Raw genomic sequence first — 20,868 nt, forward strand, 5'->3', positions numbered from 1 at the left:
TTTTGTGGATAATGCTACTATATAACAAAAAAACCAAAAAAGGAAAGATTGAAATGATGGGTAAATCGAATTCTAAGAAAATGAACAGAAAGAAAATAGTCCTGATCTGTTTCGGAACGCTAGCCATCATCATACTACTTATGCCGATTCTATCACCGGTTCTGTTTACGGATGCTTCGCCGAGGGGTGCTCTAAGACACGAACTCTATAAAGAAGGCTATTTTTATCAAAGTTACTTCGCAATCATTACGGAACAAGATCCACAAGCGGAGCGTTACCATATGTTTTGGTATCATTGGAAAAGTGAGACGGGCGGAACTCCTTTTGTCTGTTATTCGAAGAAGGTGAGTGAAGAGAAGTACGCGGTCTCTTGTGGTACAGGTCCATGACCCTATTTTTCGGACAAGAATTTTAATAAGAAAAGTGAATATATCATGCGAAATAGGAGTGCAGGCTGGTGCGATGGAAGCGTACATAGTTTTGCACTCTTTTTGTGAAAAAAGAAGAAAAGCTATCATCTATATGCTTTAGAATAAATATGATATAAGGGAAAAATATACATCAAACATCATAAATATATACCATACATAGAAAATTATTCAATGAAACTTAATTAAGGAAAATATCGTAATTAATAGTTGTATAATAACTTCATGAAACAAATATATTCAAAGAATACATTTGTCGGAGGAGATGTCGATGGTAATACCGTTACTTGGACTTGGTGTCGGGATATTATTGTTGACGTTAGGCATCTATTTCATCCGCTCGAAGCATGCGAAAAAGACACCGCTATCGGGACATGGGAATAGCGTTGACACGGTTGATTCATTCGTACTCAGTGTCATTTTGTCAATTGGCGTCATCCTATTTTGTTCGTTGACCGTCAGACATTATGGTTACGTCTGTGTCTTAGGTGGACTGTTCATACTATACGTGGTCAGCGCAGCTTGGTGAGACCTATAGGAATGTAGAAAGTAAGATAAAGGGAGCACAAATCATGATTCAATTAGTAAAACAAATCGACGATCGTGTGCATCACATCGTCTTTCACCAAGAGGGGCGCACTTTATTCTGCCGGGAAGGTGTTGCCCGAAAAGAGCAGGCAATCGATAGCGGGGATACGATGGAAACGAATGAAGAGTCCGCAACGAAGCGGATTGTTTTCAAAAATCCGTTCCTCGCGTATCGTCAGAAAAAAACGTGGGTCCGTGAAAAGTTAGACGATGGATACATCCGGTCACCTTTTGCTCTGTCTGAAGCGATGGATTTTCGAGCCGACCGACGAATCATAAAGTTGCGTATTTTTAGCGCTTTATTGATCTTGTTCAGTGGATTACTGACGCTGACAGGTAGCTTACCGATTCCAGGATATGTGACATTCGTTGTTCTGACTCTGTTCTGGCCGCGTGATCTCGAAGGAAAATCAGCACGTACTCGCTTCTATTTTTGGTCTGGTGGACTCTTCTTATTCGCGTTAGCGGGCTCATCAAAAAACTATCTATCACCAATCAATCTCTCGATTAACGGAGCGGTCTGTCTCATCTCAGGATTCATTCTCCTGTTGTATGCGTCAGAACAATTACAGGAACTTGCGACGAAAGGAATCACATATCATGACGAATCAACAAACGAAGGTGATTGAACTCAAGCGTAATAATGGTCAAACGACCGACTACTGGGTCAGTTACCGGATGGGGCGCACGCTGTATCAGGTATCCGTGCAAGAGCAAGCGGATGGTCAAACGGATGAAGGGGAGGTCGTCAAAGAACGTTTTCCGTTTTATTTCGGGATGAAGAAACGAATGCTTGAGTTAGCGGAAGCGAAAGAAGCCCTTGGTTTTCGACCATTGACCGAAGCGGAGAAAGCAGCGCCCGTCATCGAGGAAGAGGAAGCGCAGCTCGATCCTGCTTTCTTTAAGCCCGCTATCCGATACGCCTGGTTGATGCTCGGTCTCGGCATTCTTCTCTTCCTTCTTCCTTCGCCGATCCTGAACGGACTTGCGTTCGGACTCGGCTTATACGTCTGGTATGAGACATTCGGACAGCCAGGAATGCCGCGCAGCTATCAACGGTATTTCCACGGGATGCTCGCGGGATTGACGATCTTACAGGTGCTATCAGCGTTAGAGTTCGAGCGCGTCGCGCAACCGTACTGTGCGACGATTTGTGTGATTTCTGCGATCATACTAGTGTTGCTCGTCGTTCAGCACCGCTTGAAAGAGACCGATCAAATCGGTCAGGAGGAAAGTGTTCGGGTTAGGAAAATGAAAGACTATTCTGATTTGGATCTTTAAAAACTTATTTGCTTAACTTTCATAAGGCTAGAAGAGTTTGTATTGCTGTAAAATATAGGTATCAATCGCATTCAATCAGCCTATTGAAAAGGAGAGTAAATCATGGATGTACAATGGAACGATAAGACTATCCTTGAAGTCATACTCGTCGTCTGGGTGATCGGAGCCATCGTCATCATCGTGAGTCAGGCACGGAGTAAGAAAAGTTTGAAAGCTAGCTTGATTAGCGGAACGATCATCAATCTTCTTTATACGACGGGCATTTCATTACTGTGGTTTTACACGATTGCTGTCGATGGGATCAGTCAGGTGTTAGTCGTCTATTTCTTCGTCGGCATCTTTACAATCCTTGAGTTTCTGTTCGTGATCGTTTTGTTGATCGTCAAACGCAAAAAAACAACGATCTCTTGAGAAGGGAAATTCGTGATGAACCGTTTTAGAAAGCTGATTTCAGAATTTCAACGTTTGTTTCGATAATCATCCGAAATTCCAGCGGACGATTGAAGGATTAGAGGCGATATCGTGTTGAATCGGAACAAATCAAAGAAGGGATCGTTTTATGTACGACGTAAGGACATCATCTACATAGTAGTAAACGTGCTTTTTCGTAAAGGCTCTATTTACGAAAAAGCATTTTTTTAAGGGTTTAGTTAAATTAAATTGAACTTATTACTTTACATTTTTCTTCCAGTCCTTTACTCTACAATAAAGTTCAATAAAATTTAACTATTGGAGAGAGGGGAAGACGATTGAACAAGCAACTGGTCATCTTGCTACTTGGTAGAATTTTGATGAATATAGCAGACAGCTTTTATATGATTGCCATCGTTTGGTTCGTCAAGACGACGACGAATTCGCCATTCCTGGTCGGATTAACGAGTACGATTGCTGTGTTACCCGTGACGCTTCAATTTTTGTACGGTCCTATCATTGATCGTTATTCGAAAAAGAAACTCCTCTTTTTCTCAGGCGTCGGGCAAGCCGTTTTGGTCGGAATCATCACCTTGCTTTATTTTAACGAGACGCTCTGGATTCCATTACTACTCGTTATTCTGTTTTTAGCGTTAACATTAGCGGAAATCTCGTATCCCACCGAAAATACACTCATCGAGCGACTGGCATCAAATGATCAGTTGACGAAAGTCAATTCAGTGTTTGCCTTTTCTTATCAAACGATTGATTTGATTGCGGATGCGTTAGCAGGCATTGTGATTCTATTTGTCGGTGTCGGAATCGTATTCGCTGCGAATAGTATCGTATTGCTAGGGATCGGGTTCTTATTTTTGCTCGTACTCAAAGTGCCATCTTCAGAAAAAGAACACCCCATCATTTTACGAAACTTTTGGAACCAGTATAAGCGAGACTTCAAAGAAGGATATTATGTTGTCAAGCAACAAAAGAAATTACTGACCATCATTTATGGCATCATCGGAATGAATTTTCTTGCGACAATGGGACTTGCGGTGTTACCAATCATTTCTGAGACGTCAGCAGAGTATGGATTTTGGTTAGCAGCAATTTCACTTGGAACGATGATCGGAACATTGCTTTCAAGTCACTTGGAGACATTTGCTCTTAATCGTGTCATGCCGATTGCAGCGCTCCTATCCGGTCTATTTTGGATTAGTGCGTTTTTAGTAAAAGATGCTGGGGTGTTACCCATCGTTTTATTTGGAATCGCTTGGATTGGAATCGGTGTGAACAGCATTTATCTGTATACGCTTATCCAAGTCAATCTTCCGTCGGACTATTTGGGAACAGGGTTTTCGTTTCTCTCTTCACTGTTAGGGTCGTTAAGTCCACTTGGATATTTTGCGGGAGGGATTTTCGGAGAATGGTCTTCTAGTACAGCAATCTTATTGATCTCTGGTATCGGCTATTTTGGCTTTGCCGGTTATTTCTTAATTCATCCGACACTTAGAGCGCTAACGATACCTGTCAATACTAAATTCGAGAAGATTGCTGAAGAGAGAATAAAGGTCAATTAACTCCGATGAAACCATTTAGTTTACATAATGAAGTAGAAGGAGGCATGTCTCTTCTTCTACTTTTTTTGTAATTATGCAATCGATTGCATTCGTATGCTAATTCAACATCCAGTAAAAGGAATTATATTTCTTGCAAAAAACTAGTTTTTATTTCACACGATTTATGCAAGAATAGAACACAACAAACTGCGAGAATTTTTAGAAAAGTGAATGACTAGACTATTCATCCTTTTGAGTAGAAGAGAGAAGTCATCGTTTTTCGAATTCTAAATAACTTATTTTTTGTAAGCCTGGAGGGGAACGTATGAAAGTGTTGAAGATGTGGAACCAAATCAGTTTAGTGAAACAAATCGCGATTGGCTTGATAGTGGGTATTATTTTAGCCGTCACGATTCCTGAAGCGGCGAAATCCTTGACCATTTTTGGGACTTTATTTATTTCTTCCCTGAAGGCAGTCGCGCCGATTTTAGTCTTTTTCTTAGTTATGGCATCAATCGTGCAGCATAAAAAAGGACAGCAGACGAATATGAAATCGATCATTTTCTTGTATCTGCTTGGGACGTTCCTAGCGGGAGCCATTGCGGTCATCGTCAGTTTCCTTTTCCCAGTAAACATTCGATTGACGGAAGGTGCGGAACAATTGGCTGCTCCGGGGAACACGGTTGAAGTTCTTCAGAAACTCGTCTTGAATATGGTTGATAATCCAGTTAATGCGCTCATCCAAGCGAACTACATTGGTATTCTGACTTGGGCGATCGTGTTAGGAATCGCTTTAAAGAATGCTTCCGATACGACGAAGACATTCATCTCGAATTTCTCTGACGCCATTGCGAAAATGGTCGGATGGGTCATCAAATTGGCTCCTCTTGGTATCATGGGAATCGTCATTGGATCTGTTACGGAAAACGGTCTTTCTTCATTGCTCGATTACGGGAATTTATTATTGGTATTGATTGGCACGATGCTTGTCGTAGCACTCATTGTTAATCCTCTCATCGTGTTCATCAACGTTCGTCAGAATCCATACCCACTCGTCTTCAAATGTATCCGGGAGAGTGGAATTACCGCTTTCTTCACACGAAGCTCAGCTGCAAACATTCCGGTCAACATGGAATTATGTAAGAAACTTGACCTCGATAAAGAGACGTACGGGATCTCGATTCCGCTCGGTGCCACGATCAATATGGCGGGAGCGGCCATCACGATTTCCGTCTTAACGTTAGCAGCGGTTCATACGCTTGGTATCCCAGTCGACCTTCCGACAGCCATCATCTTGAGTGTTCTCGCTGCTGTTTGTGCATGTGGCGCATCCGGTGTCGCTGGCGGTTCGCTCCTCTTGATTCCGCTCGCATGTAGCTTATTCGGGATTCCGAATGACATCGCGATGCAAGTCGTAGCAGCGGGTGTTCTAGTCAGTGTGTTACAAGATTCGTTTGAGACAGCACTCAACTCGTCAACAGATGTCTTATTCACGGCGACAGCAGAATATCGAAAACGACTTAAAGAGGGAGAAACGCTCTCGATCAATCGTCAGTCGATGAATGAAGATGTATCTGAAAAAGTCGTCAACGGCTGATTAGCTTCTCTATTATCAGCATGATCTAAATAAGAAAAGGCATCCTTAGCTGAGGATGCCTTTTCTTATAGACAAATTAACCTTCTCCTAAAGCAACGTACTTTTTAAATTTCCCATTGAAACTCACTAGCAAAATGTCTTCTCTTTCTTTAGTAGAGTATAGGACGGTACCCTTATAGAGTTTCGTAGCAGTCCCATTATCAAAAGCGTCTTTATCCGAACTTTTTCTTTTAATTTCTCCAACTTTTTCATTCTGAGTGACTTCGGTTTTTTCTGCCCATGCTACGTCTGATTTGTAGATCGTATCATTGAATTGAAAAATGTCTGCTTTAGCATCTTCGCTCAATACTTCGGATGCCGTCGGTTTTTCACTAGTACTTTGCATTATCTCTTCATTATTACAACCAACTAATATCCATACCGTCATAATCGAGAAAGCGAATGATAAAACGACTTTTTTCATGATATAACCTCTTTCCCGTTTTGTAAGTTATTCCATGCCGATACACGTTAACGTCAACTGCTCTTCACGGTTGCCATCCCATTTGATTCGGACATGGTACGTGTCAGTATCTTTAAAGATTTGTAAGGCGGCACTTGTCTCAAAGGTGGCGCCATCTCTTTCGGTTCCAATGAAGCTTCGGAAATGGCTAGAGTGTTTAGCATATCGACCATCTGACAACTGACTATCGACAAACCAGGTCACAGGGTTCTGTTGGTGCTCCACTCGTTTTAGATCCTGTCCGATATATGTTAGGGCGTAGCCTTCGCTTACCCGGTAAGATAAAGGACGTTCTTTGACTTGCCGTACATGAATCACGGCGTTCCAGGATTCGCCTTTTGCCTGAAAGATGAGGTGTTCGGGTACAGATGTCGCTGAAGCGCGGTGAATACCATAGAGCGTGAAAAACGTGAGGAAAAGTAAGCATGCAATCAGTAAGGTTCGCTTAAATAAGCGTTCGGACATGAGGATCACCTCTGAACAGCAGTTTCCTTTAGTCTAGCAAATTCAAATGCTTTTCTTAGTCAGAAATCTTAAAAAAGGGGAATCCATTTTTAGGATATCCAGCGTCCGATCTGCTCACCCATCTTGACGCTACGTTCGATGCCTGGAGCGAGTTCGACCGTGTCCGGTGGCAAGACGAGGATGACAGTTGAACCGAACGAAAAGTAACCGAACTCTGCACCACGCTCCAGCAGGCGTCCTTGATGTGTCTGAACGATCGTATTGACGTTCAGCGCACCGACCATGACGTGCTCAATCGTGCGGTGATCGACTTGCAGACGCGTGACGCGGCGATAATTACGTGTCAACGGACGTTTGCTGAATCGTAGCCCCATGTCATTGACGGGTGCCGATTCTCGCCCCAGTGTATAACTCGTCGTGATTTCGCCCGTGACTGGCGAATGGACACGGTGATAGTCGGTCGGACTCAAATAGAAAATCAAGGCGACACCGTTCGCGTAATCCTCGGCGCGTTCGCTCGAGCCAATCAGCTCAGCAACGGTATAGTCCTGTCCTTTGATTGTAAACCGACTATCTTGCGTTAATGCCGGGACGATGGAGAGGACGGCGTCACTCGGACTGACGAAGGCATCCGTCGTGGTTGCGATTGGTCGCATACCGGGACGTAACTCGCGTACGAAACAATCGTGCAGCGAGGTAAACGAATCGACAGACTTCAGCGCTTGATCCGTCTGAATGTGATAGGTGCGAATGAAAGGTCGGATGAGAGGTTTACTAAAGCGACTCATCGCAAACCGTTTCAGTGTGTTCGCGACTATTGGTCGAGCATTTAAGTGGACGATCGTATCAAAGATGGCTTTCTTCATGAGGTAAAAACTCCTTTAAGTTGTAATCTACCTCTTAGGATACGATCGAATTCTGTTGATAGACGGAGTCGTTTTCTTAAGTTTGTCTTAAGAAAAACACGTACCGAAGATACGGCACGTGTCAGAACGTCATGATTTTCGAGTCAACAAATAAAGTAGGGGTCCGAACGCACCAATCGCGAGGGTGATGATTGCCCAAAGCGGAAAGCTTCGTCCGGTACGACGTGTATCATGGCGGAGCCAAACGATGATGAAGAGGGCGCAGAGAATCAGGTCGACGAAAATCTGGAGCGTCGCCGTGTTTTGTGTCGCTTCCGTAAAGATGCCAAGTACACCAAAATCAATTATCGAAAAGGCAGTTAAAACAGCGAAAGCGATCGTAATGACAAGCAATAAAGGTTTCGGGATGGTGTCTACAAATGAAGCTTGAGATTCTCTCATGAAGGATCCTCCTTAAAATGTAGTGATTACTACAAATTAATGTAGCATGTACTACATCCATGCGTCAATCTGCTTAGATGTTGTATGATGAAAAAGGAGAAGGGAGAATCGATCATAATGGATAAGTTTGAACAGAAGCGACAGGATTATACGCATCAGATCGCACAAGCGACGTTAGCATCAAGCATCAAGGAAATGAGTCTGAAGAAGATGGCGACCGCTGCCGGGACGAGTGACCGGATGCTGATGCATTATTTCAAGGATAAGCAAGATATCGAGACCGCAGTGTTGACTGCGATCAGCCAAGAACTGATTGATTTACTGCAGCAACCGGATTTAAAACTCGAGTTCACGGCATTCGTCCGCTTTCTACGTCAAGCAATCGATGAGCCACGAATCAAGCCATATTTGAATCTTTGGTTCGAGATCACCCATCTCGCAACGAGTCAGGGAGAACCGTATACGTCAATCACGCGGACGATCGGGGAGTCGTTCGACGATTGGATTAAACAGATCTATGTACCAACAGAGGGGGAAGATGCCGATAAGCAAACAGCGTTGCTCTTTGTCTTCACGGAAGGACTCGTCGTTTTGAATAAGATCGGTTTACAAGACCGGATGGACGCGGCGGTTGAAGCGATGATTGCATTAACAAGGGACAATATGCCTCGTAACTGAGGTGTGCTGTCCTTTTTCGGCATTTCACTGAAAAATCGTCACAGCTGAATAAAGGAGTAAGCCACACATAACGACGCGAAACGCGACATCGTATCTTTGAAATAACGAACGAAACAGAGAGCCACTTCCTGCCCAAAGCAATAAGGCGATCCACCCGAGAAGGATGGCATACGACGTGTATTGAACGGTTTCTACAGTAGACGTGCTGTGCGGCAGAATGAACGTCGATAAAGCGGTTAAGAAAAAAAGGATACTCTTGACGTTGATGAGTTGGAACAACAGACCGGATAAAAATGTCGCTGGCACGGTATCGATCTGACTTGCTGTCTGCTTCGGGAAACCAATCTTATAGGCAAGGTAACCGAGGTATGCGGCACCGAGCCACTGTAGAGTCGGTTCGATCATAGGTAAGGTCGCTTGTAATACTGTCGTCCCTAATGCGCTGATCAACCCGAGTATCATGAACCCTAGTAAGATTCCGGTATTAAATCGCCAAGCACCACGAAAACCGAAGTGGCTCGATTCATGCATGACTAACAGATTACTTGGTCCAGGTGTAATGGACGTAATGATGACATAAGATAAAAAAGCAATAACATTCATGAGAAAACTCCTTTTTCATTCTATCGAATACTTGAATTCTAGTGTAAGATGTCAAGATCGATAAATAAAATTGAAATAAAAAATCATTCCATCAGTTTTTTCGATGGAATGATGAAAGGAGAATCTTAGAATGGAAATTCGGCATTTGATCAGCTTCTTGAAGATCATTGAGACAGGGAGTTATACGGCAGCTGCGAGTGAACTTGGCTACACGCAATCGACAATCACTTCCCATATGCAACTGCTCGAGCAAGAAGTAGGCGGTGCCTTGTTTTTCTATGCCAATCGTACGCTTCAGCTCTCACCTTTAGGTCAGGAAATCATCCCGTTAGCTAAAGACTTACTAGCGACACATGAGAAAATAAAGTCGATTCAACAACAGGATCCCTTTGAAGGCGTCTTGAAAGTCGCAGCGCCAGAGTCACTGACGATCTCTCGTCTTGGCTCCGTCTTACAGACGTTCATGACAGCATATCCGAATGTCAACATCATTCTGTCTAATGGAACATGTAAGGAAAATCAAGACGAACTCTTACATGGACGGGTCGATGTCGCCTTGATGCTGTATCCAATGTTTACCGCCGAACGTTGTACGCATGACATTTTGACAGAAGAAAAAATCGTCATCATTGGTCATCCGACGATGCCGGATCATTTTGACGCGATTCGATCTTCCGTGAACGCATACGTCTTTCTGACGAATGAAGAAGGATGCAGTTACCGATCGATGTTTGAGGCGTGCGTCAGAAACCAAGACATCTCGTTTCAGACACAAGAATTGTGGAGTATCGGGGCGATCAAGAAGATGGCGATGAACGGGCTTGGTTTTGCTGTGTTACCGTATGTGACGGTAGCGGATGAAGTGGAGTCTGGTACGTTGAAAGTTACTCATCATGATGAGACGTTCGAACCGATGTATGCCCATCTGCTTACGAAACAGTCGAAGTGGGGCTCACCCGTGACACGCGCGTTTCAGGAAATCGTCCTGGACCAATTCACGAAGTCAAAGTGAATCGAGTATCTCGACCCAGACTTGATAATAAATCTTTTCATCGAGGTGAACCGTTGCCGACCGTACGCGATAGTCTGGGTTTTCCGCTAAATAAAATGCAAGAATCGTCGCGACTTTAAAGTCAGGAGTGCAATAACCGGTGATTGACCGACCATGGATCTCGTTCGTGATCGAATCCGCCCAAACTTCGGCTTCACGGTATGTCTCGAACTGAAGCATCTCTTCCTTCCAACGAATCGACATCTGCATCTCCTCCTTTGCTATAGTTAATGTTAGTATATGGAAGAAGTAATGTGTTATTCAAGGGGGAACGTCAGACATGAGTCGTTTTGGAATGCATCGAGAAGTAATCAATCCACCGCTCGGTGCCGCCTTCATCGGTTATCACCGAGAAGTCGGTGTCGCAAGCATACACGATCCGCTATATGTCACAGCGAGCATCTTTGAAAGTGAGCAGACGACATCGGTTTTCGTCAGCATCGATAACATCGGTTTGCTCGTTGCAGATACCGATACCATCCGTGAAGGTATCGCAGACCAGCTAGACGTGTCGAAGGAAAAGATCACGGTCGTTTACACACATACACATTCAGGTCCAGCGACAGCGGGAACTGAACCGTTGACCGTCGCCTACAAAACGATCTTGACGCAACAAGCGATCGTATCTGCCGTCAAAGCAAGCGAAGCGATGCAGTCGGTCGAGATGGGTTGGGGTGTGAAGTCTGGAAAAATTGGCGTCAACCGACGGGAGAAAAGGAATGGTCACGCGGTGATGGGAATGGATCCGCTTGGGGTGACGGATGATCGAATCGGGACGCTGTTGGTTCGCCGTGCCGATGATGCGTGTCTCATCGGAGCCTTCGTTTTCTGTACAGCGCATCCGAACGTCTTGAAATCAGACAGTGTCGTCTTATCCGGTGATTACCCGGGCGTCGCTCGAACGATCCTCGAACAGGCACTCGGCTGTCCAGTCGTGATCGTCCAAGGGGCGACGGGAAACGTCAATGCGAAATATCGTGGTGACCTAGCAAGTCTACAGAAGATGGCGTTTGCTTTAAGTGGACACGTCTTGACGACGATTCCAGACGTGTCGTTTCAACCGTTAACGCACCACCGGATTCAGTCGATGATTTATCCGATGCGCTTAACAGAAATACCGGTTGCGGACGTATTGCAAGACATGGCAACTTACGCTGAACAGACATGGGGCGTCAGCGCAGCGCGCTGGTTGGCGTACGTTCAAGAGCAATCGGGAACAACACTCACCATCCCGGTCGAAGTTCAATTGTTTGAACTAAATGATGGTTCGTTCTCAGGCATCCCGATGGAGCCGTTCTGTGAGACAGCGCTACAGATTCAACAGATGCGTCAAACGGAACTCGCCTTTTTCGGAGGCTATACGAACGGTTATATTGGTTATTTGCCGACAGCGGAAGAACATCCGTATGGTGGGTACGAGGTGGCAATCAATCCCGTCGTCTACGGTCCTGTGACGGGTCTATGGATGCCACCTGTACCGGAAACGGCAAACGACATCGTGCATCGTATCCGACAACTCTATGAAACGAACAACAACCCGGCTTCTCTCGTCTGAGAGACCGGGTTGTCGTGATTACGATTTGATTTTTTTGATGAACCGGCGTATCGCAAAAACAAATCCGCATGTCAGCAGGGCGAATAAAAGAAGCGTAACTAGTAGGTAGGCAGATAGATTTAACATCAAAGACCTCCGTAAATAGGTATAGCTGGATTTTCGAACTTTCGAATAATAATAGAGTAACATAGTAATTAACATTATATTGGGAAATGACTTGTGGTTTTATATTTTTTAAATGATTTACTTATTATATGAATGAATAGTTGCTTTATTCCATTTTGAAAAAGAGAGGGATATCATGATTATCAAAAGATTTATTTTTAGTGCCATCATTACTTATTTATTCCTCAGTTTGATTTTATCCTTCAGCATCGGATATACGATTGATTGGATTCCGGAAGCAACTTTGGCTCAAAAGATAAAAGGGTACGCTTTTGAAGGGTTCACTCGGTTTAATTTTATTAAAGTTTTGATTGCTGTAGGTGTAGGTACTTTGTACAGCCTACTCTACTTAAAACTAAGATCACCGAGTTCTTCAAAGCGTTGATTTCCTTTATTTCGAAACTTTTCTTTGTTTGGTTCGTTTATTAGGATGAGAACGAGTCAACGTATTGGCGGGAATAAACATGGAAAAGACAGTTGGTGCAATCGCCTTAGCGAGCGGCATGCTAATACTCAGTGGTTGCGGAACAGCCGCAACACAAACCGATGTATTTGATCAACAAGGTACATATCTAGGCGACAACAGTAGTGTACGAGACATCGTCCAACAGCTACCTCATGGCGATCAGTTAAAGAAAATGGAACTGTCGACGTAGGATAAACCGTATCAACTAACGTTACGTTATGCTGGATACGAAGAAGGACAGGTCGAACAAAAAAGTAATCGTACGGCAATCTACAATGCAACAGCACTGTTCACATTGATTCCGAATGTCGACCACGTCAACATGACGATCGAGGATGCTTCGTATCACTTTACGAAACAACAACTGCGCGATTGGTATGGAAAAGACTTTACGTCTTACAATAATGAGAAAGCACTTAAGGCATTTACGAAGCCTTTTATCGAAGATTCGAAGAAAGTAAATGACTTATTGAACTAAACCGACTGGGCACGCTCTTGAACAGGAGCGTGCTTTTTGTTGATTCATTCCCATAAGTTGTAAAAAGTACTTTGCATTACAGAGTAATTCAGTTTATCGTTAAGGTACTGATAAATCCAGAATAAGGAAGGGGTAGGACGGGGTGGAAATCGATAAAGAACTGTTAAAAGGGCACGTCGACACGATTATCTTGTCGTTGCTGAACGATCAAGACCGATACGGGTATGAAATCGCGAAGACGATCCGGCAAACGTCAGACGAGCAGTTCGAACTGAAAGAGGCGACACTCTATTTGTCACTCAAGCGACTCGAGAAAAAAGGGTTCGTCACATCCTATTGGAGTGACGAAGCAGCGGGCGGCGGGCGGCGTAAATATTATACGCTGACGACTGAAGGAAAAATCCTTCTTGCGAAAAAACGACGTGAATGGCGTTTTCTGAAGCAACTACTCCCGAAGTTTCTTGAAGAGGGAGACGGTGCGCTTGAATAAACTCGATCATTTCGTCCATGACTTGTATCAAGATGCGGATGTGACGGATCCGGAAATCATCGACGTCATGGAAGAGACGCGAAGCCATCTCGAACAATCGGTGCGAGACTTGATGATTCAAGGTTACTCAGAAGAAGAAGCGACGAAGCTTGCCATGTATCGCTACGGTAGCAAGGAACATGTCGATCAGCTCTTGACGTGGGTCTATCGAAAAGAGCGGACGTTCGCTTCGTGGTTGCTCCGCATCGGGATTAGTATAGCTGCTGCAACGATATTATGCTTTATCGGCACGATGATATGGAGCCAGCATCAGTCGCTCACTTATGCGGATGCCTTTTATAGCAATGAAAGCTCAATCGAAGCGTATGAACGTCTTCTAGAAGATCATCTGTTGCTGGTATCGATTTCCGGACAAGACGCGGCGTCATCACGTGATTTCACCATTCATAAATCGATATGGTTACCGGAGTTGTTCATTTCACACGGCATGTATCTGATTGACGAACAGCACCTGACGACGACAGAAAGCTTTGACGTCACGAAATTCGGTGCCGTGCTCGCGCTGATCGGCATGACGATCTATCTCGTGACATCGGTCATTTGGAGCATCATCAAGCTCCATCATGCAGGACGATTGCATCTATTAAGTATCGTCTCAGTCGTATTCTTTAACGTCCTGGGTTATTGGTTTTGGGCATTACGAAAATAGGAGGGGTCATATGTCGCAGCAAATCAAGCTCATTTGGTCACAAGCATTCACGGTGAAACGATGCGTGTTATATCTTCTGATCATTCTCGGGTTACCGGTGCTTCAATTCAGTTTCATTTATGAAGGCTATCAGTTCTTCTTACCGATCGAAGTGTTCGAGGAGACGCTATCAGGAACGATCCCAATGCTGTTTCCGGTACTTGCGGTCTTAATTTTCTTGCCAATCTTCATCGCTGAATACAAGGATAACTATCTGACATATGTCCGAACACGTGCGAGTCTAAAGGATTATCTGCTTGCGGTCGGTTTCGTCAATGCGATGCTGACAGGACTCGTGTTCTTTTTAATGACGATCGTGACGTTCGTCCTCATTCATTATGTCGAACCAATCATCGGTCTCGTTGACTATTGGTCTCTCAGCGAAAAGACGTATGAGACCTCAAATGCATTTTCGTTCTTAGCGGACATTCATCCGTTACTCTATGCCGTCCTCTATGCTGCTTGGATTGGACTCAACGGAGCCGCGTATGCGACGCTTGCTTATCTGTTGATTTTGGCGCTCGAACAAGTCTATCTCGCAATTTCGTTACCATTCGTCGCTTATCATATCTTCAATTTTGTCGCGGGTATCATGCAAGCACCACAGTTCTCGCCCATCAGTACGGTCTTTCCGTTCAATATCACGGAACAACCGCTTTGGACGGTGTTCGTGCCGTTTGCTATTTTGGTTGTCGTTAACATCACGCTCTATCTGACGATGATTCGACCGAAACCGGAGTGGATCTTCCAATCATGAAGAGGACACGAAACATTTCGATTGTACTGAACAGTTTATTCTTCCTCGTGATCAGCTACGTCGCATGGTATAGACGACAAGAAGTTCTGTCCGAAGCACAAGAATTCGGTAAAGACGTCAACGCGTGGGACATCACATTTGCGATTCAAAATGATATGTACCTAATACTCTTTTTCCTGATGCCGTTACTGCTGTTCCTCTCGTTTCGAACGATTGAACAGCAGTATGAACCGACGATTTTGATTCGGGTTGGCTCATTTCGGAACTGGGTGTACTACTCGACAAAACGGTATGTACGCGCTGTTCTGACACTGTTCGGATTCGTCTTGTTGCTGAGTCTTCTTAGTGCTAGCGATCAATCATTTACGTTGCAGTGGAGTCCATATAGTCGACTTGCAACGAGTGGTAACATCAGTCATTATCTCGTTTCATCTTTCCATTCACCTCTGTCAGTGATTTTCTTACAACCGATTCTGTGGTTGCTTGCGAGTATCGTTTTACATGGGTTCATGTGTATTGTGTTTCTGTTGCACGAAAAGTGTAATGGCTTGTTGCTTCAGGCGGCAGGGGTAGTGTTTTGGTGTATCTTTAGTTTTAAATCATCGTTTGGAGTAGGAGAGTTCTTTTCACCCGCAACATATTTCTCTGTCGGGGCTGTATCCAATATAATGCATCCCTGGATCGCACTCGTTATCCTCAGTCTTGCGATCGTGCTGATCTATTTACTGGCGCAATGGATGCGACCGCTTCGTCAGCTACTGACTTCGCGAAATGAGTTCGTACCGTATCTCACCTATGCGATGCTTGCTAGTCTGTACATCTTCCTCAGTAGTAGTCGAGCGTCAACTGAGCTGCAAACGATTGGTGATCTGTTCGTCGTCGTGTTTTACGGTGTCAGTGCGGAGGGCAGTTCGTCTCTCCAACTCGTGTCGCATCTGATCCTTTTCTTCGGACTCGCTTACTTAAGTCAATTGCGTCTGCAGGATCAAATGACGGCAATCGGACCATACACGTGGATGCGTTATCAACGCCTCGAGAAATGGGCACTGCATGTCTTTGTCAAGGAAGGACGTTTTTATCTACTTGCCCTCTTACTTCTGATCCTCGGAACGATGGGGATCGGAATGCTGCAAGGCGTATCGCTGTCGCTTTCGACTAACCTTTTATCGATTTCACCGATGCAATTGTTGCTGCAACTGATTGGCATCTCGATGCTACAATTAATGCTTTATTCTCTTTTCAGCTTCATCTTGCTGTGGCAGTTCCCAGATGGATACGCGATGCTCGGTGTGTTCGGCATCTTATCGGTTTTCTTACTGCCGAACTTCAATCGGTATGGCATCATTCCGTCCGGATTGAATGGGTTCGCCCAGTTGCAGTCGTTTAGTCTGACGCATCTCTTGATCGTTTTGTTGATCTATGTTGGACTTTCACTTGTCTGGTTATATCTTCTGTTTCAAAAAAGCATACGAATATAGGGAGGACGTATCATGGAAATGATCAAGCTCGAGCAGGTCACGAAAGGGTATCAAGGTAATCCGTTATTCGCAGACGTCGATTTGACGATTCAAAAAGGAGACATCGTCGGCATCACGGGACCGAACGGTTCAGGAAAATCCGTCTTATTCAAGATGATTTGCGGCTTCATCCATCCGGACGCGGGAACGATCACCGTCCGGAATGAACAGCTTGGTCCGACACGACGCTTTCCGGAAAACGTCGGTGTCATCATTGATCGACCAGGCTATATCGCTCATAAATCTGGATTTGAGAACTTAAAGCAACTCGCAGCGATCCGAAAAGTGATCACAGATGCTGACATCGAACAAGCGATGCGGACCGTCGGATTACAGCCTGGCAATCGTCAGAAGGTCAAACAATATTCGCTCGGAATGAAACAAAAGCTCGCAATCGCGCAAGCCATCATGGAACAGCAGGACATCTTGATCTTGGATGAGGCATTCAATGCACTCGATCACGATAGTGTCTTGCGTCTGCGGGAACTTTTGTTGTCGTTCAAAAAAGAAGGGAAGACGATCATCTTGACGAGTCATAATCAACAGGACATCGATGCACTTTGTGACTCCGTCTACCGCATCAATCAAGGTCGACTCGAACAGGTCGGCTAACACAAACAGGGAGTGGATCAACGGATCCACTCCCTGTTGTATTACGATTGATTATTTTCCTGGTTTCGTCTTGTAGAAGCTGTAGAAGACGCTGATCAAGATGACGAGGACGATCGTACCGAGTGACATCCAGATTGGCATTTTGTAAACGTCACTGAAGATCATCTTCGCTCCGATGAAGACGAGCATGAAGCTAAGACCGTGTTTCAAGTAGTAGAAACGATCAATCAAGTTCGCGAGGACGAAGTAGAGACTCCGGAGTCCAAGGATCGCCATGATGTTCGCATAGAAGATGATGAACGGGTCACGCGAGTACGCGAAGCTTGCTGCAACGGAGTCGACGGCGAAGACGATATCCGAGATCTCGATGAAGACGAGCGCGATCAAGAGTGGCGTGAAGAACAGTTTCCCATCAATTCGTTTTGCGAACTTACCAGACGAGATGTCTTGCGTGATTGGCAAACGTTTCTCTAACCAACGAATCGTTTTGTTTTCTTCGAGCGACGTCTCTTGACCGATGTTTTTATACATCATCCAACCAGTGTAGACGAGGAACGCTCCGAAGATGTAGTAGACCCAAGCGAAGTTCTCAAGCAACGAAACACCAGCGACGATGAAGATGACGCGGAAGAAGATTGCACCAAGAATACCCCAGAATAAGACTTTGTGCTGGTACTTCAATGGAATCGCGAAGTATGCGAAGACGAGTGAGAAGACGAAGACGTTATCAATCGCGAGAGCCTTCTCGATGAAATAAACGCTCGTATATTCGATCGCAGCGGAACTTCCTTGATCGAAGTAGAGCCAGCCACCGAAGGCGACGGCGATTGCGATCCAGACGAACGTCCACGTCCAGGCCTCCCGAAGCGAAACTTCATGTGCCTTACGATGGAAGACTCCAAGGTCAAGGGCGAGCATGATGAAAACGATGGCTAGAAAAGCAATGAGTAGTGTCAACAGCGCTTCCTCCTTTAAGGTAATTGTTATCTTGAATTTATTATAAGGTCATAAGAACTCAAAAGTAAAGCGAAAAATGTTTGGAATGTGCAATTGGTTAAAAAACAATCCCCGAAAGTGGACGAATGTATTCGACGTGATGTGCAATAAAACGACATGAAACCCAGTTCCGAGAAGGGACTGGGTTTCATGCATGTTACTTTTAATTATATAAGTCATTATGATAAGGGAGGGAAATGCGGCACGACGTACGTTCCGAGTTCATCGATGACGTCTTCTGCTGATCGCTCACCGTCGAATAAGGCGAAGAACAGATGATTGACGCCAAGCTCGCGATACAATTCCAGCAACTCGATCAGTCGATTGCGTCCGATCCGAAAACCGAGTCGAATCGGTGTCGCTTCTTCATTTGGATCCGCGGATAAATCAAGATGCATCGGCATCGAAAACGGACGAAACGTTGTGTTACCGGCTGCTTGACTCGCGGCACGCCATTGCTCGATGGCACGTGCTTGTTCGAACGGTCCTTGAGGATAATACATCCAGCCGTCGCCGTTTTTAGCGAGCCAGTCCATATCTTGCTGTGCGAAACCCGTGATCATCGTCGGGATTCGTTTCTTTGGTCGTGGCACGAGTGTCGCACCACGAACTTCTCCATACGTCGAATCAATTTGCGGATAATCTTCATATAAAGCTTGTTCCATCACTTGCAGAGCTTCCTTGAACTGAGCACCACGGCTCGGGTGATCGACACCGAGTCCATGGAAGTCGGCTTGCCGGTCACCGGACGAGACACCGAGAATCAAACGTTCCGGGAACAACGCATCAATCGTCGCGACTTCTTTCGCAGAGCGTAACGGATGACGGAGCGGTAAGACGAGCGCTGACGTTCCGAGGGCGATCTGTTTCGTCTGACTAAGGAGATGCGTCCCGTATATCAGCATATCGTGAATCTGTCCGACAGCAGGATCAAGAAAATAAGGATCCTTCAATAAGATGTCGCGTAACCAGAGGGTCGTAAAACCATAGTTCTCTGCTTTTTGTGCGAGCTCGACTTGATTGGCAAGCGTCGGTGTTCGCATCTTGAAATTTTCAAGCGGGACGTGGAGACCGAGCGTGAGCTCGCCCTCCCGGTACATCCGCTGATAACTTGCATGATCGTTCAACATAGTGGTCCTCCTTATTGATGTTCGAGACGACGCGAGACACCCGTCAAGATGACGGCAAGGATAACCATGATTCCGCCGACCCATGGCGTGTGGACGAGACCGATCGTATCGGTGACGAGACCACCAATCGTTGCTCCGAGTGCGATGCCGATGTTGAAGGCTGCGATATTCAAGGCAGACGCAACATCGACTGCTGCTGGGACATATTTTTCAGCCAACTGGACGATGTAGAGCTGGAGTCCAGGGACGTTCATGAACGCCAGGAGTCCCATTAAGATGATACCGATGATACCGGCGACCTTGAACGGAATCATGAACGAGAGAGCGATCATGACGATAGCGTGAATGATGAACATATAGAACAACGCTTTAATCGGATTACCATTCGCGAGTTTTCCACCGACCGTGTTTCCGATCGCAACCGCGATTCCGTAGACGAGCAGAATGATACTGATTAAGCTCGGACTGATTTTCGTGACGTCTTGCATGATTGGTGTCAAGTACGTAAAGGCGACGAACGTTCCACCATAACCGAGGGCAGTGATCAAGAAGCCGAGCATCAAGCGTCCGTTCGTCAACAATTTGAACATGTCGGAGAACTTAGCAGGTGGTGATTGTTTCAAGTCTTTTGGAATCAAGAAGAAGCTTGCGATGATCGCAATAATGCCGAGTGCTGCAACCGCGTAGAACGTCGCGCGCCAGCCGAATGATTGACCGATGAATGTCCCGAGTGGAACACCTGTGACCGTTGCGACTGTCAGACCTGTGAACATCAAGGCGATGGCACTCGCTTTTTTATGCTCTGGTACGAGCTGGACGGCAATCGTCGCACCGATTGAGAAGAAGACACCGTGCGAGAAAGCAGTGATGAAACGAGCAGCGATCAACAATTCAAACGTCGGTGAAATCGCGGAAACGAGGTTACCAACAATGAAGACGACCATCAATGCCATCAGTAACGTTTTCCGATTCATTCGGTTCGTTAGTGCCGTCAGGATGGGTGCACCGACGGCGACACCGATCGCGTAACCAGAAATGATGAGACCAGCGAGTGTGATGCCGATATTTAAGTCACCAGCGATCGCTGCGAGCAGTCCGACTGGAACGAATTCCGTCGTACCGATACCAAAAGCACTGATTGCTAAGGCAAGTAGGGCAAGTCCGCCGTTTCTTGGGACCTGTTCCTCCTGGATCCGTGAGTTTAATTGATTCATAGGGATTCCTCCTAAAAAAAAATTCAGTAGGGATCGTGTTCAGTGGGCCCGACCGAACATGATCCGATTGACATGACCCCAGCATAACCGGGGTGTTTCATTTCGGGAAGTACGTACTTTAAAGTGCGATAGGCACTAAAAAGTACCCTACTCCTTCATTTAGATGCAAGGTCTAAAAGGAGGTTGTACTTTCCGTTGACAATTGCTATCATATAGCCAGCTAATCTGCTTGGGAAGTACGCACTTTCAAGTACGATAGGCACTAAAAAGTAC

The 20,868-nt window shown here is 45.3% G+C and carries 26 protein-coding genes and 1 pseudogene; 18 read left to right on the forward strand and 9 right to left on the reverse strand.

Features of this window, described 5'->3' with window-relative positions:
- Positions 1-53: 53 nt before the first annotated feature.
- The 7 genes from ASF99_RS05810 to sstT all read left to right on the forward strand — a co-directional run bounded on the left by ASF99_RS05810 (position 54) and on the right by sstT (position 5,861).
- Positions 54-389 carry a hypothetical protein gene (locus ASF99_RS05810; RefSeq protein WP_423752120.1) on the forward strand — a complete coding sequence of 112 codons (336 nt, stop codon included), beginning with the start codon at positions 54-56 and terminating at the stop codon, positions 387-389.
- 310 nt (positions 390-699) lie between these two features.
- Positions 700-957 (forward strand): hypothetical protein, encoded by a 258-nt coding sequence (locus ASF99_RS05815; protein WP_055967639.1) that lies wholly within the window; start codon positions 700-702, stop codon positions 955-957.
- Between the two features lie 43 nt (positions 958-1,000).
- A complete protein-coding gene (locus tag ASF99_RS05820; protein WP_055967642.1) occupies positions 1,001-1,645 on the forward strand; it encodes a hypothetical protein in 645 nt (214 codons plus the stop codon).
- Entirely contained in the window at positions 1,617-2,297 is a 681-nt protein-coding gene (locus tag ASF99_RS05825; RefSeq protein WP_055967645.1) for a hypothetical protein, read from the forward strand. The genes ASF99_RS05820 and ASF99_RS05825 overlap by 29 nt, the downstream gene beginning before the upstream one ends.
- Positions 2,298-2,399: 102 nt before the next feature.
- A complete protein-coding gene (locus ASF99_RS05830; RefSeq protein ID WP_055967648.1) occupies positions 2,400-2,708 on the forward strand; it encodes a hypothetical protein in 309 nt (102 codons plus the stop codon).
- 338 nt (positions 2,709-3,046) lie between these two features.
- Positions 3,047-4,285 carry an MFS transporter gene (locus tag ASF99_RS05835; protein ID WP_055967652.1) on the forward strand — a complete coding sequence of 413 codons (1,239 nt, stop codon included), beginning with the start codon at positions 3,047-3,049 and terminating at the stop codon, positions 4,283-4,285.
- 304 nt (positions 4,286-4,589) lie between these two features.
- Positions 4,590-5,861, forward strand: coding sequence for a serine/threonine transporter SstT (sstT, locus tag ASF99_RS05840; RefSeq protein WP_023468078.1), 1,272 nt, complete (start codon positions 4,590-4,592; stop codon positions 5,859-5,861).
- 76 nt (positions 5,862-5,937) lie between these two features.
- Here sstT and ASF99_RS05845 read toward each other — a convergent pair whose 3' ends face one another.
- The 4 genes from ASF99_RS05845 to ASF99_RS05860 form a co-directional block, all read right to left on the reverse strand.
- Entirely contained in the window at positions 5,938-6,324 is a 387-nt protein-coding gene (locus ASF99_RS05845) for a hypothetical protein (RefSeq protein ID WP_055967654.1), read from the reverse strand.
- A gap of 27 nt (positions 6,325-6,351) precedes the next feature.
- On the reverse strand, positions 6,352-6,828 hold the full coding sequence (locus ASF99_RS05850; protein ID WP_055967657.1) for a hypothetical protein: 477 nt from the start codon (positions 6,826-6,828) through the stop codon (positions 6,352-6,354).
- Between the two features lie 89 nt (positions 6,829-6,917).
- The gene (locus ASF99_RS05855) at positions 6,918-7,694 is read right to left on the reverse strand and encodes a phosphatidylserine decarboxylase (protein ID WP_055967660.1); all 777 of its coding nucleotides are present in this window, start codon (positions 7,692-7,694) and stop codon (positions 6,918-6,920) included.
- Between the two features lie 129 nt (positions 7,695-7,823).
- Entirely contained in the window at positions 7,824-8,135 is a 312-nt protein-coding gene (locus ASF99_RS05860) for a DUF2834 domain-containing protein (RefSeq protein ID WP_082487037.1), read from the reverse strand.
- 117 nt (positions 8,136-8,252) lie between these two features.
- Between ASF99_RS05860 and ASF99_RS05865 the strand changes: the two genes are divergently transcribed.
- Positions 8,253-8,813, forward strand: a complete 561-nt coding sequence (locus tag ASF99_RS05865; protein ID WP_055967661.1) for a TetR/AcrR family transcriptional regulator — start codon at positions 8,253-8,255, stop codon at positions 8,811-8,813.
- Positions 8,814-8,837: 24 nt separating this feature from the next.
- Here the strand turns inward: ASF99_RS05865 and ASF99_RS05870 are convergent, their stop codons facing one another.
- Complete coding sequence (locus ASF99_RS05870; RefSeq protein ID WP_055967664.1) at positions 8,838-9,416, reverse strand: LysE family translocator; 579 nt, start codon at positions 9,414-9,416, stop codon at positions 8,838-8,840.
- Positions 9,417-9,546: 130 nt separating this feature from the next.
- Here ASF99_RS05870 and ASF99_RS05875 point away from each other — a divergent pair, with 130 nt between their 5' ends.
- On the forward strand, positions 9,547-10,428 hold the full coding sequence (locus tag ASF99_RS05875; protein WP_055967667.1) for a LysR family transcriptional regulator: 882 nt from the start codon (positions 9,547-9,549) through the stop codon (positions 10,426-10,428).
- On the opposite strand, the gene ASF99_RS05880 is transcribed toward ASF99_RS05875, so the two are convergent.
- Positions 10,420-10,671 (reverse strand): hypothetical protein, encoded by a 252-nt coding sequence (locus tag ASF99_RS05880; protein WP_370448369.1) that lies wholly within the window; start codon positions 10,669-10,671, stop codon positions 10,420-10,422. The genes ASF99_RS05875 and ASF99_RS05880 overlap by 9 nt on opposite strands.
- Positions 10,672-10,747: 76 nt before the next feature.
- Here ASF99_RS05880 and ASF99_RS05885 point away from each other — a divergent pair, with 76 nt between their 5' ends.
- The 9 genes and pseudogenes from ASF99_RS05885 (at position 10,748) to ASF99_RS05925 (ending at position 17,255) form a co-directional block, all read left to right on the forward strand.
- Entirely contained in the window at positions 10,748-12,022 is a 1,275-nt protein-coding gene (locus ASF99_RS05885; RefSeq protein WP_055967670.1) for an alkaline ceramidase, read from the forward strand.
- A gap of 301 nt (positions 12,023-12,323) precedes the next feature.
- Positions 12,324-12,572: a hypothetical protein gene (locus tag ASF99_RS05890; protein WP_200934659.1), complete on the forward strand. Its 249-nt coding sequence runs from the start codon at positions 12,324-12,326 to the stop codon at positions 12,570-12,572.
- 79 nt (positions 12,573-12,651) lie between these two features.
- Positions 12,652-12,843 carry a hypothetical protein gene (locus tag ASF99_RS05895; RefSeq protein ID WP_055967673.1) on the forward strand — a complete coding sequence of 64 codons (192 nt, stop codon included), beginning with the start codon at positions 12,652-12,654 and terminating at the stop codon, positions 12,841-12,843.
- A 15-nt stretch (positions 12,844-12,858) separates the two neighbouring features.
- Positions 12,859-13,131, forward strand: a pseudogene (locus ASF99_RS17580) (DUF4825 domain-containing protein); the annotation flags it as partial.
- 142 nt (positions 13,132-13,273) lie between these two features.
- Positions 13,274-13,621 (forward strand): PadR family transcriptional regulator, encoded by a 348-nt coding sequence (locus tag ASF99_RS05905; RefSeq protein WP_035397727.1) that lies wholly within the window; start codon positions 13,274-13,276, stop codon positions 13,619-13,621.
- Positions 13,608-14,330: a hypothetical protein gene (locus ASF99_RS05910; RefSeq protein WP_055967679.1), complete on the forward strand. Its 723-nt coding sequence runs from the start codon at positions 13,608-13,610 to the stop codon at positions 14,328-14,330. Before ASF99_RS05905 ends, ASF99_RS05910 begins: the two co-directional genes overlap by 14 nt.
- Before the next feature lie 10 nt (positions 14,331-14,340).
- The gene (locus ASF99_RS05915; RefSeq protein WP_055967681.1) at positions 14,341-15,126 is read left to right on the forward strand and encodes a hypothetical protein; all 786 of its coding nucleotides are present in this window, start codon (positions 14,341-14,343) and stop codon (positions 15,124-15,126) included.
- Complete coding sequence (locus tag ASF99_RS05920; protein WP_055967683.1) at positions 15,123-16,604, forward strand: hypothetical protein; 1,482 nt, start codon at positions 15,123-15,125, stop codon at positions 16,602-16,604. The genes ASF99_RS05915 and ASF99_RS05920 overlap by 4 nt, the downstream gene beginning before the upstream one ends.
- Before the next feature lie 12 nt (positions 16,605-16,616).
- Positions 16,617-17,255 (forward strand): ATP-binding cassette domain-containing protein, encoded by a 639-nt coding sequence (locus ASF99_RS05925; RefSeq protein WP_055967687.1) that lies wholly within the window; start codon positions 16,617-16,619, stop codon positions 17,253-17,255.
- A gap of 51 nt (positions 17,256-17,306) precedes the next feature.
- Here the strand turns inward: ASF99_RS05925 and ASF99_RS05930 are convergent, their stop codons facing one another.
- The 3 genes from ASF99_RS05930 to ASF99_RS05940 all read right to left on the reverse strand — a co-directional run bounded on the left by ASF99_RS05930 (position 17,307) and on the right by ASF99_RS05940 (position 20,595).
- Positions 17,307-18,212 carry a TerC family protein gene (locus ASF99_RS05930; RefSeq protein ID WP_035397719.1) on the reverse strand — a complete coding sequence of 302 codons (906 nt, stop codon included), beginning with the start codon at positions 18,210-18,212 and terminating at the stop codon, positions 17,307-17,309.
- Between the two features lie 218 nt (positions 18,213-18,430).
- The gene (locus ASF99_RS05935) at positions 18,431-19,381 is read right to left on the reverse strand and encodes a TIGR03571 family LLM class oxidoreductase (protein ID WP_055967690.1); all 951 of its coding nucleotides are present in this window, start codon (positions 19,379-19,381) and stop codon (positions 18,431-18,433) included.
- An 11-nt stretch (positions 19,382-19,392) separates the two neighbouring features.
- Positions 19,393-20,595 (reverse strand): MFS transporter, encoded by a 1,203-nt coding sequence (locus ASF99_RS05940; RefSeq protein WP_055967693.1) that lies wholly within the window; start codon positions 20,593-20,595, stop codon positions 19,393-19,395.
- Positions 20,596-20,868: the final 273 nt, after the last annotated feature.

This window comes from Exiguobacterium sp. Leaf187 (assembly GCF_001423925.1).
Taxonomy (GTDB): domain Bacteria; phylum Bacillota; class Bacilli; order Exiguobacteriales; family Exiguobacteriaceae; genus Exiguobacterium_A; species Exiguobacterium_A indicum.

Bases quoted from the DNA above. Each gene is read 5' to 3' on its own strand.
- ASF99_RS05810 (WP_423752120.1), top strand. From the start codon at position 54: ATGATGGGTAAATCGAATTCTAAGAAAATGAACAGAAAGAAAATAGTC.
- ASF99_RS05815 (WP_055967639.1), top strand. From the start codon at position 700: ATGGTAATACCGTTACTTGGACTTGGTGTCGGGATATTATTGTTGACG.
- ASF99_RS05820 (WP_055967642.1), top strand. From the start codon at position 1,001: ATGATTCAATTAGTAAAACAAATCGACGATCGTGTGCATCACATCGTC.
- ASF99_RS05825 (WP_055967645.1), top strand. From the start codon at position 1,617: ATGACGAATCAACAAACGAAGGTGATTGAACTCAAGCGTAATAATGGT.
- ASF99_RS05830 (WP_055967648.1), top strand. From the start codon at position 2,400: ATGGATGTACAATGGAACGATAAGACTATCCTTGAAGTCATACTCGTC.
- sstT (WP_023468078.1), top strand. From the start codon at position 4,590: ATGAAAGTGTTGAAGATGTGGAACCAAATCAGTTTAGTGAAACAAATC.
- ASF99_RS05845 (WP_055967654.1), bottom strand. From the start codon at position 6,324: ATGAAAAAAGTCGTTTTATCATTCGCTTTCTCGATTATGACGGTATGG.
- ASF99_RS05850 (WP_055967657.1), bottom strand. From the start codon at position 6,828: ATGTCCGAACGCTTATTTAAGCGAACCTTACTGATTGCATGCTTACTT.
- ASF99_RS05855 (WP_055967660.1), bottom strand. From the start codon at position 7,694: ATGAAGAAAGCCATCTTTGATACGATCGTCCACTTAAATGCTCGACCA.
- ASF99_RS05860 (WP_082487037.1), bottom strand. From the start codon at position 8,135: ATGAGAGAATCTCAAGCTTCATTTGTAGACACCATCCCGAAACCTTTA.
- ASF99_RS05865 (WP_055967661.1), top strand. From the start codon at position 8,253: ATGGATAAGTTTGAACAGAAGCGACAGGATTATACGCATCAGATCGCA.
- ASF99_RS05870 (WP_055967664.1), bottom strand. From the start codon at position 9,416: ATGAATGTTATTGCTTTTTTATCTTATGTCATCATTACGTCCATTACA.
- ASF99_RS05875 (WP_055967667.1), top strand. From the start codon at position 9,547: ATGGAAATTCGGCATTTGATCAGCTTCTTGAAGATCATTGAGACAGGG.
- ASF99_RS05880 (WP_370448369.1), bottom strand. From the start codon at position 10,671: ATGTCGATTCGTTGGAAGGAAGAGATGCTTCAGTTCGAGACATACCGT.
- ASF99_RS05885 (WP_055967670.1), top strand. From the start codon at position 10,748: ATGAGTCGTTTTGGAATGCATCGAGAAGTAATCAATCCACCGCTCGGT.
- ASF99_RS05890 (WP_200934659.1), top strand. From the start codon at position 12,324: ATGATTATCAAAAGATTTATTTTTAGTGCCATCATTACTTATTTATTC.
- ASF99_RS05895 (WP_055967673.1), top strand. From the start codon at position 12,652: ATGGAAAAGACAGTTGGTGCAATCGCCTTAGCGAGCGGCATGCTAATA.
- ASF99_RS05915 (WP_055967681.1), top strand. From the start codon at position 14,341: ATGTCGCAGCAAATCAAGCTCATTTGGTCACAAGCATTCACGGTGAAA.
- ASF99_RS05920 (WP_055967683.1), top strand. From the start codon at position 15,123: ATGAAGAGGACACGAAACATTTCGATTGTACTGAACAGTTTATTCTTC.
- ASF99_RS05925 (WP_055967687.1), top strand. From the start codon at position 16,617: ATGGAAATGATCAAGCTCGAGCAGGTCACGAAAGGGTATCAAGGTAAT.
- ASF99_RS05935 (WP_055967690.1), bottom strand. From the start codon at position 19,381: ATGTTGAACGATCATGCAAGTTATCAGCGGATGTACCGGGAGGGCGAG.
- ASF99_RS05940 (WP_055967693.1), bottom strand. From the start codon at position 20,595: ATGAATCAATTAAACTCACGGATCCAGGAGGAACAGGTCCCAAGAAAC.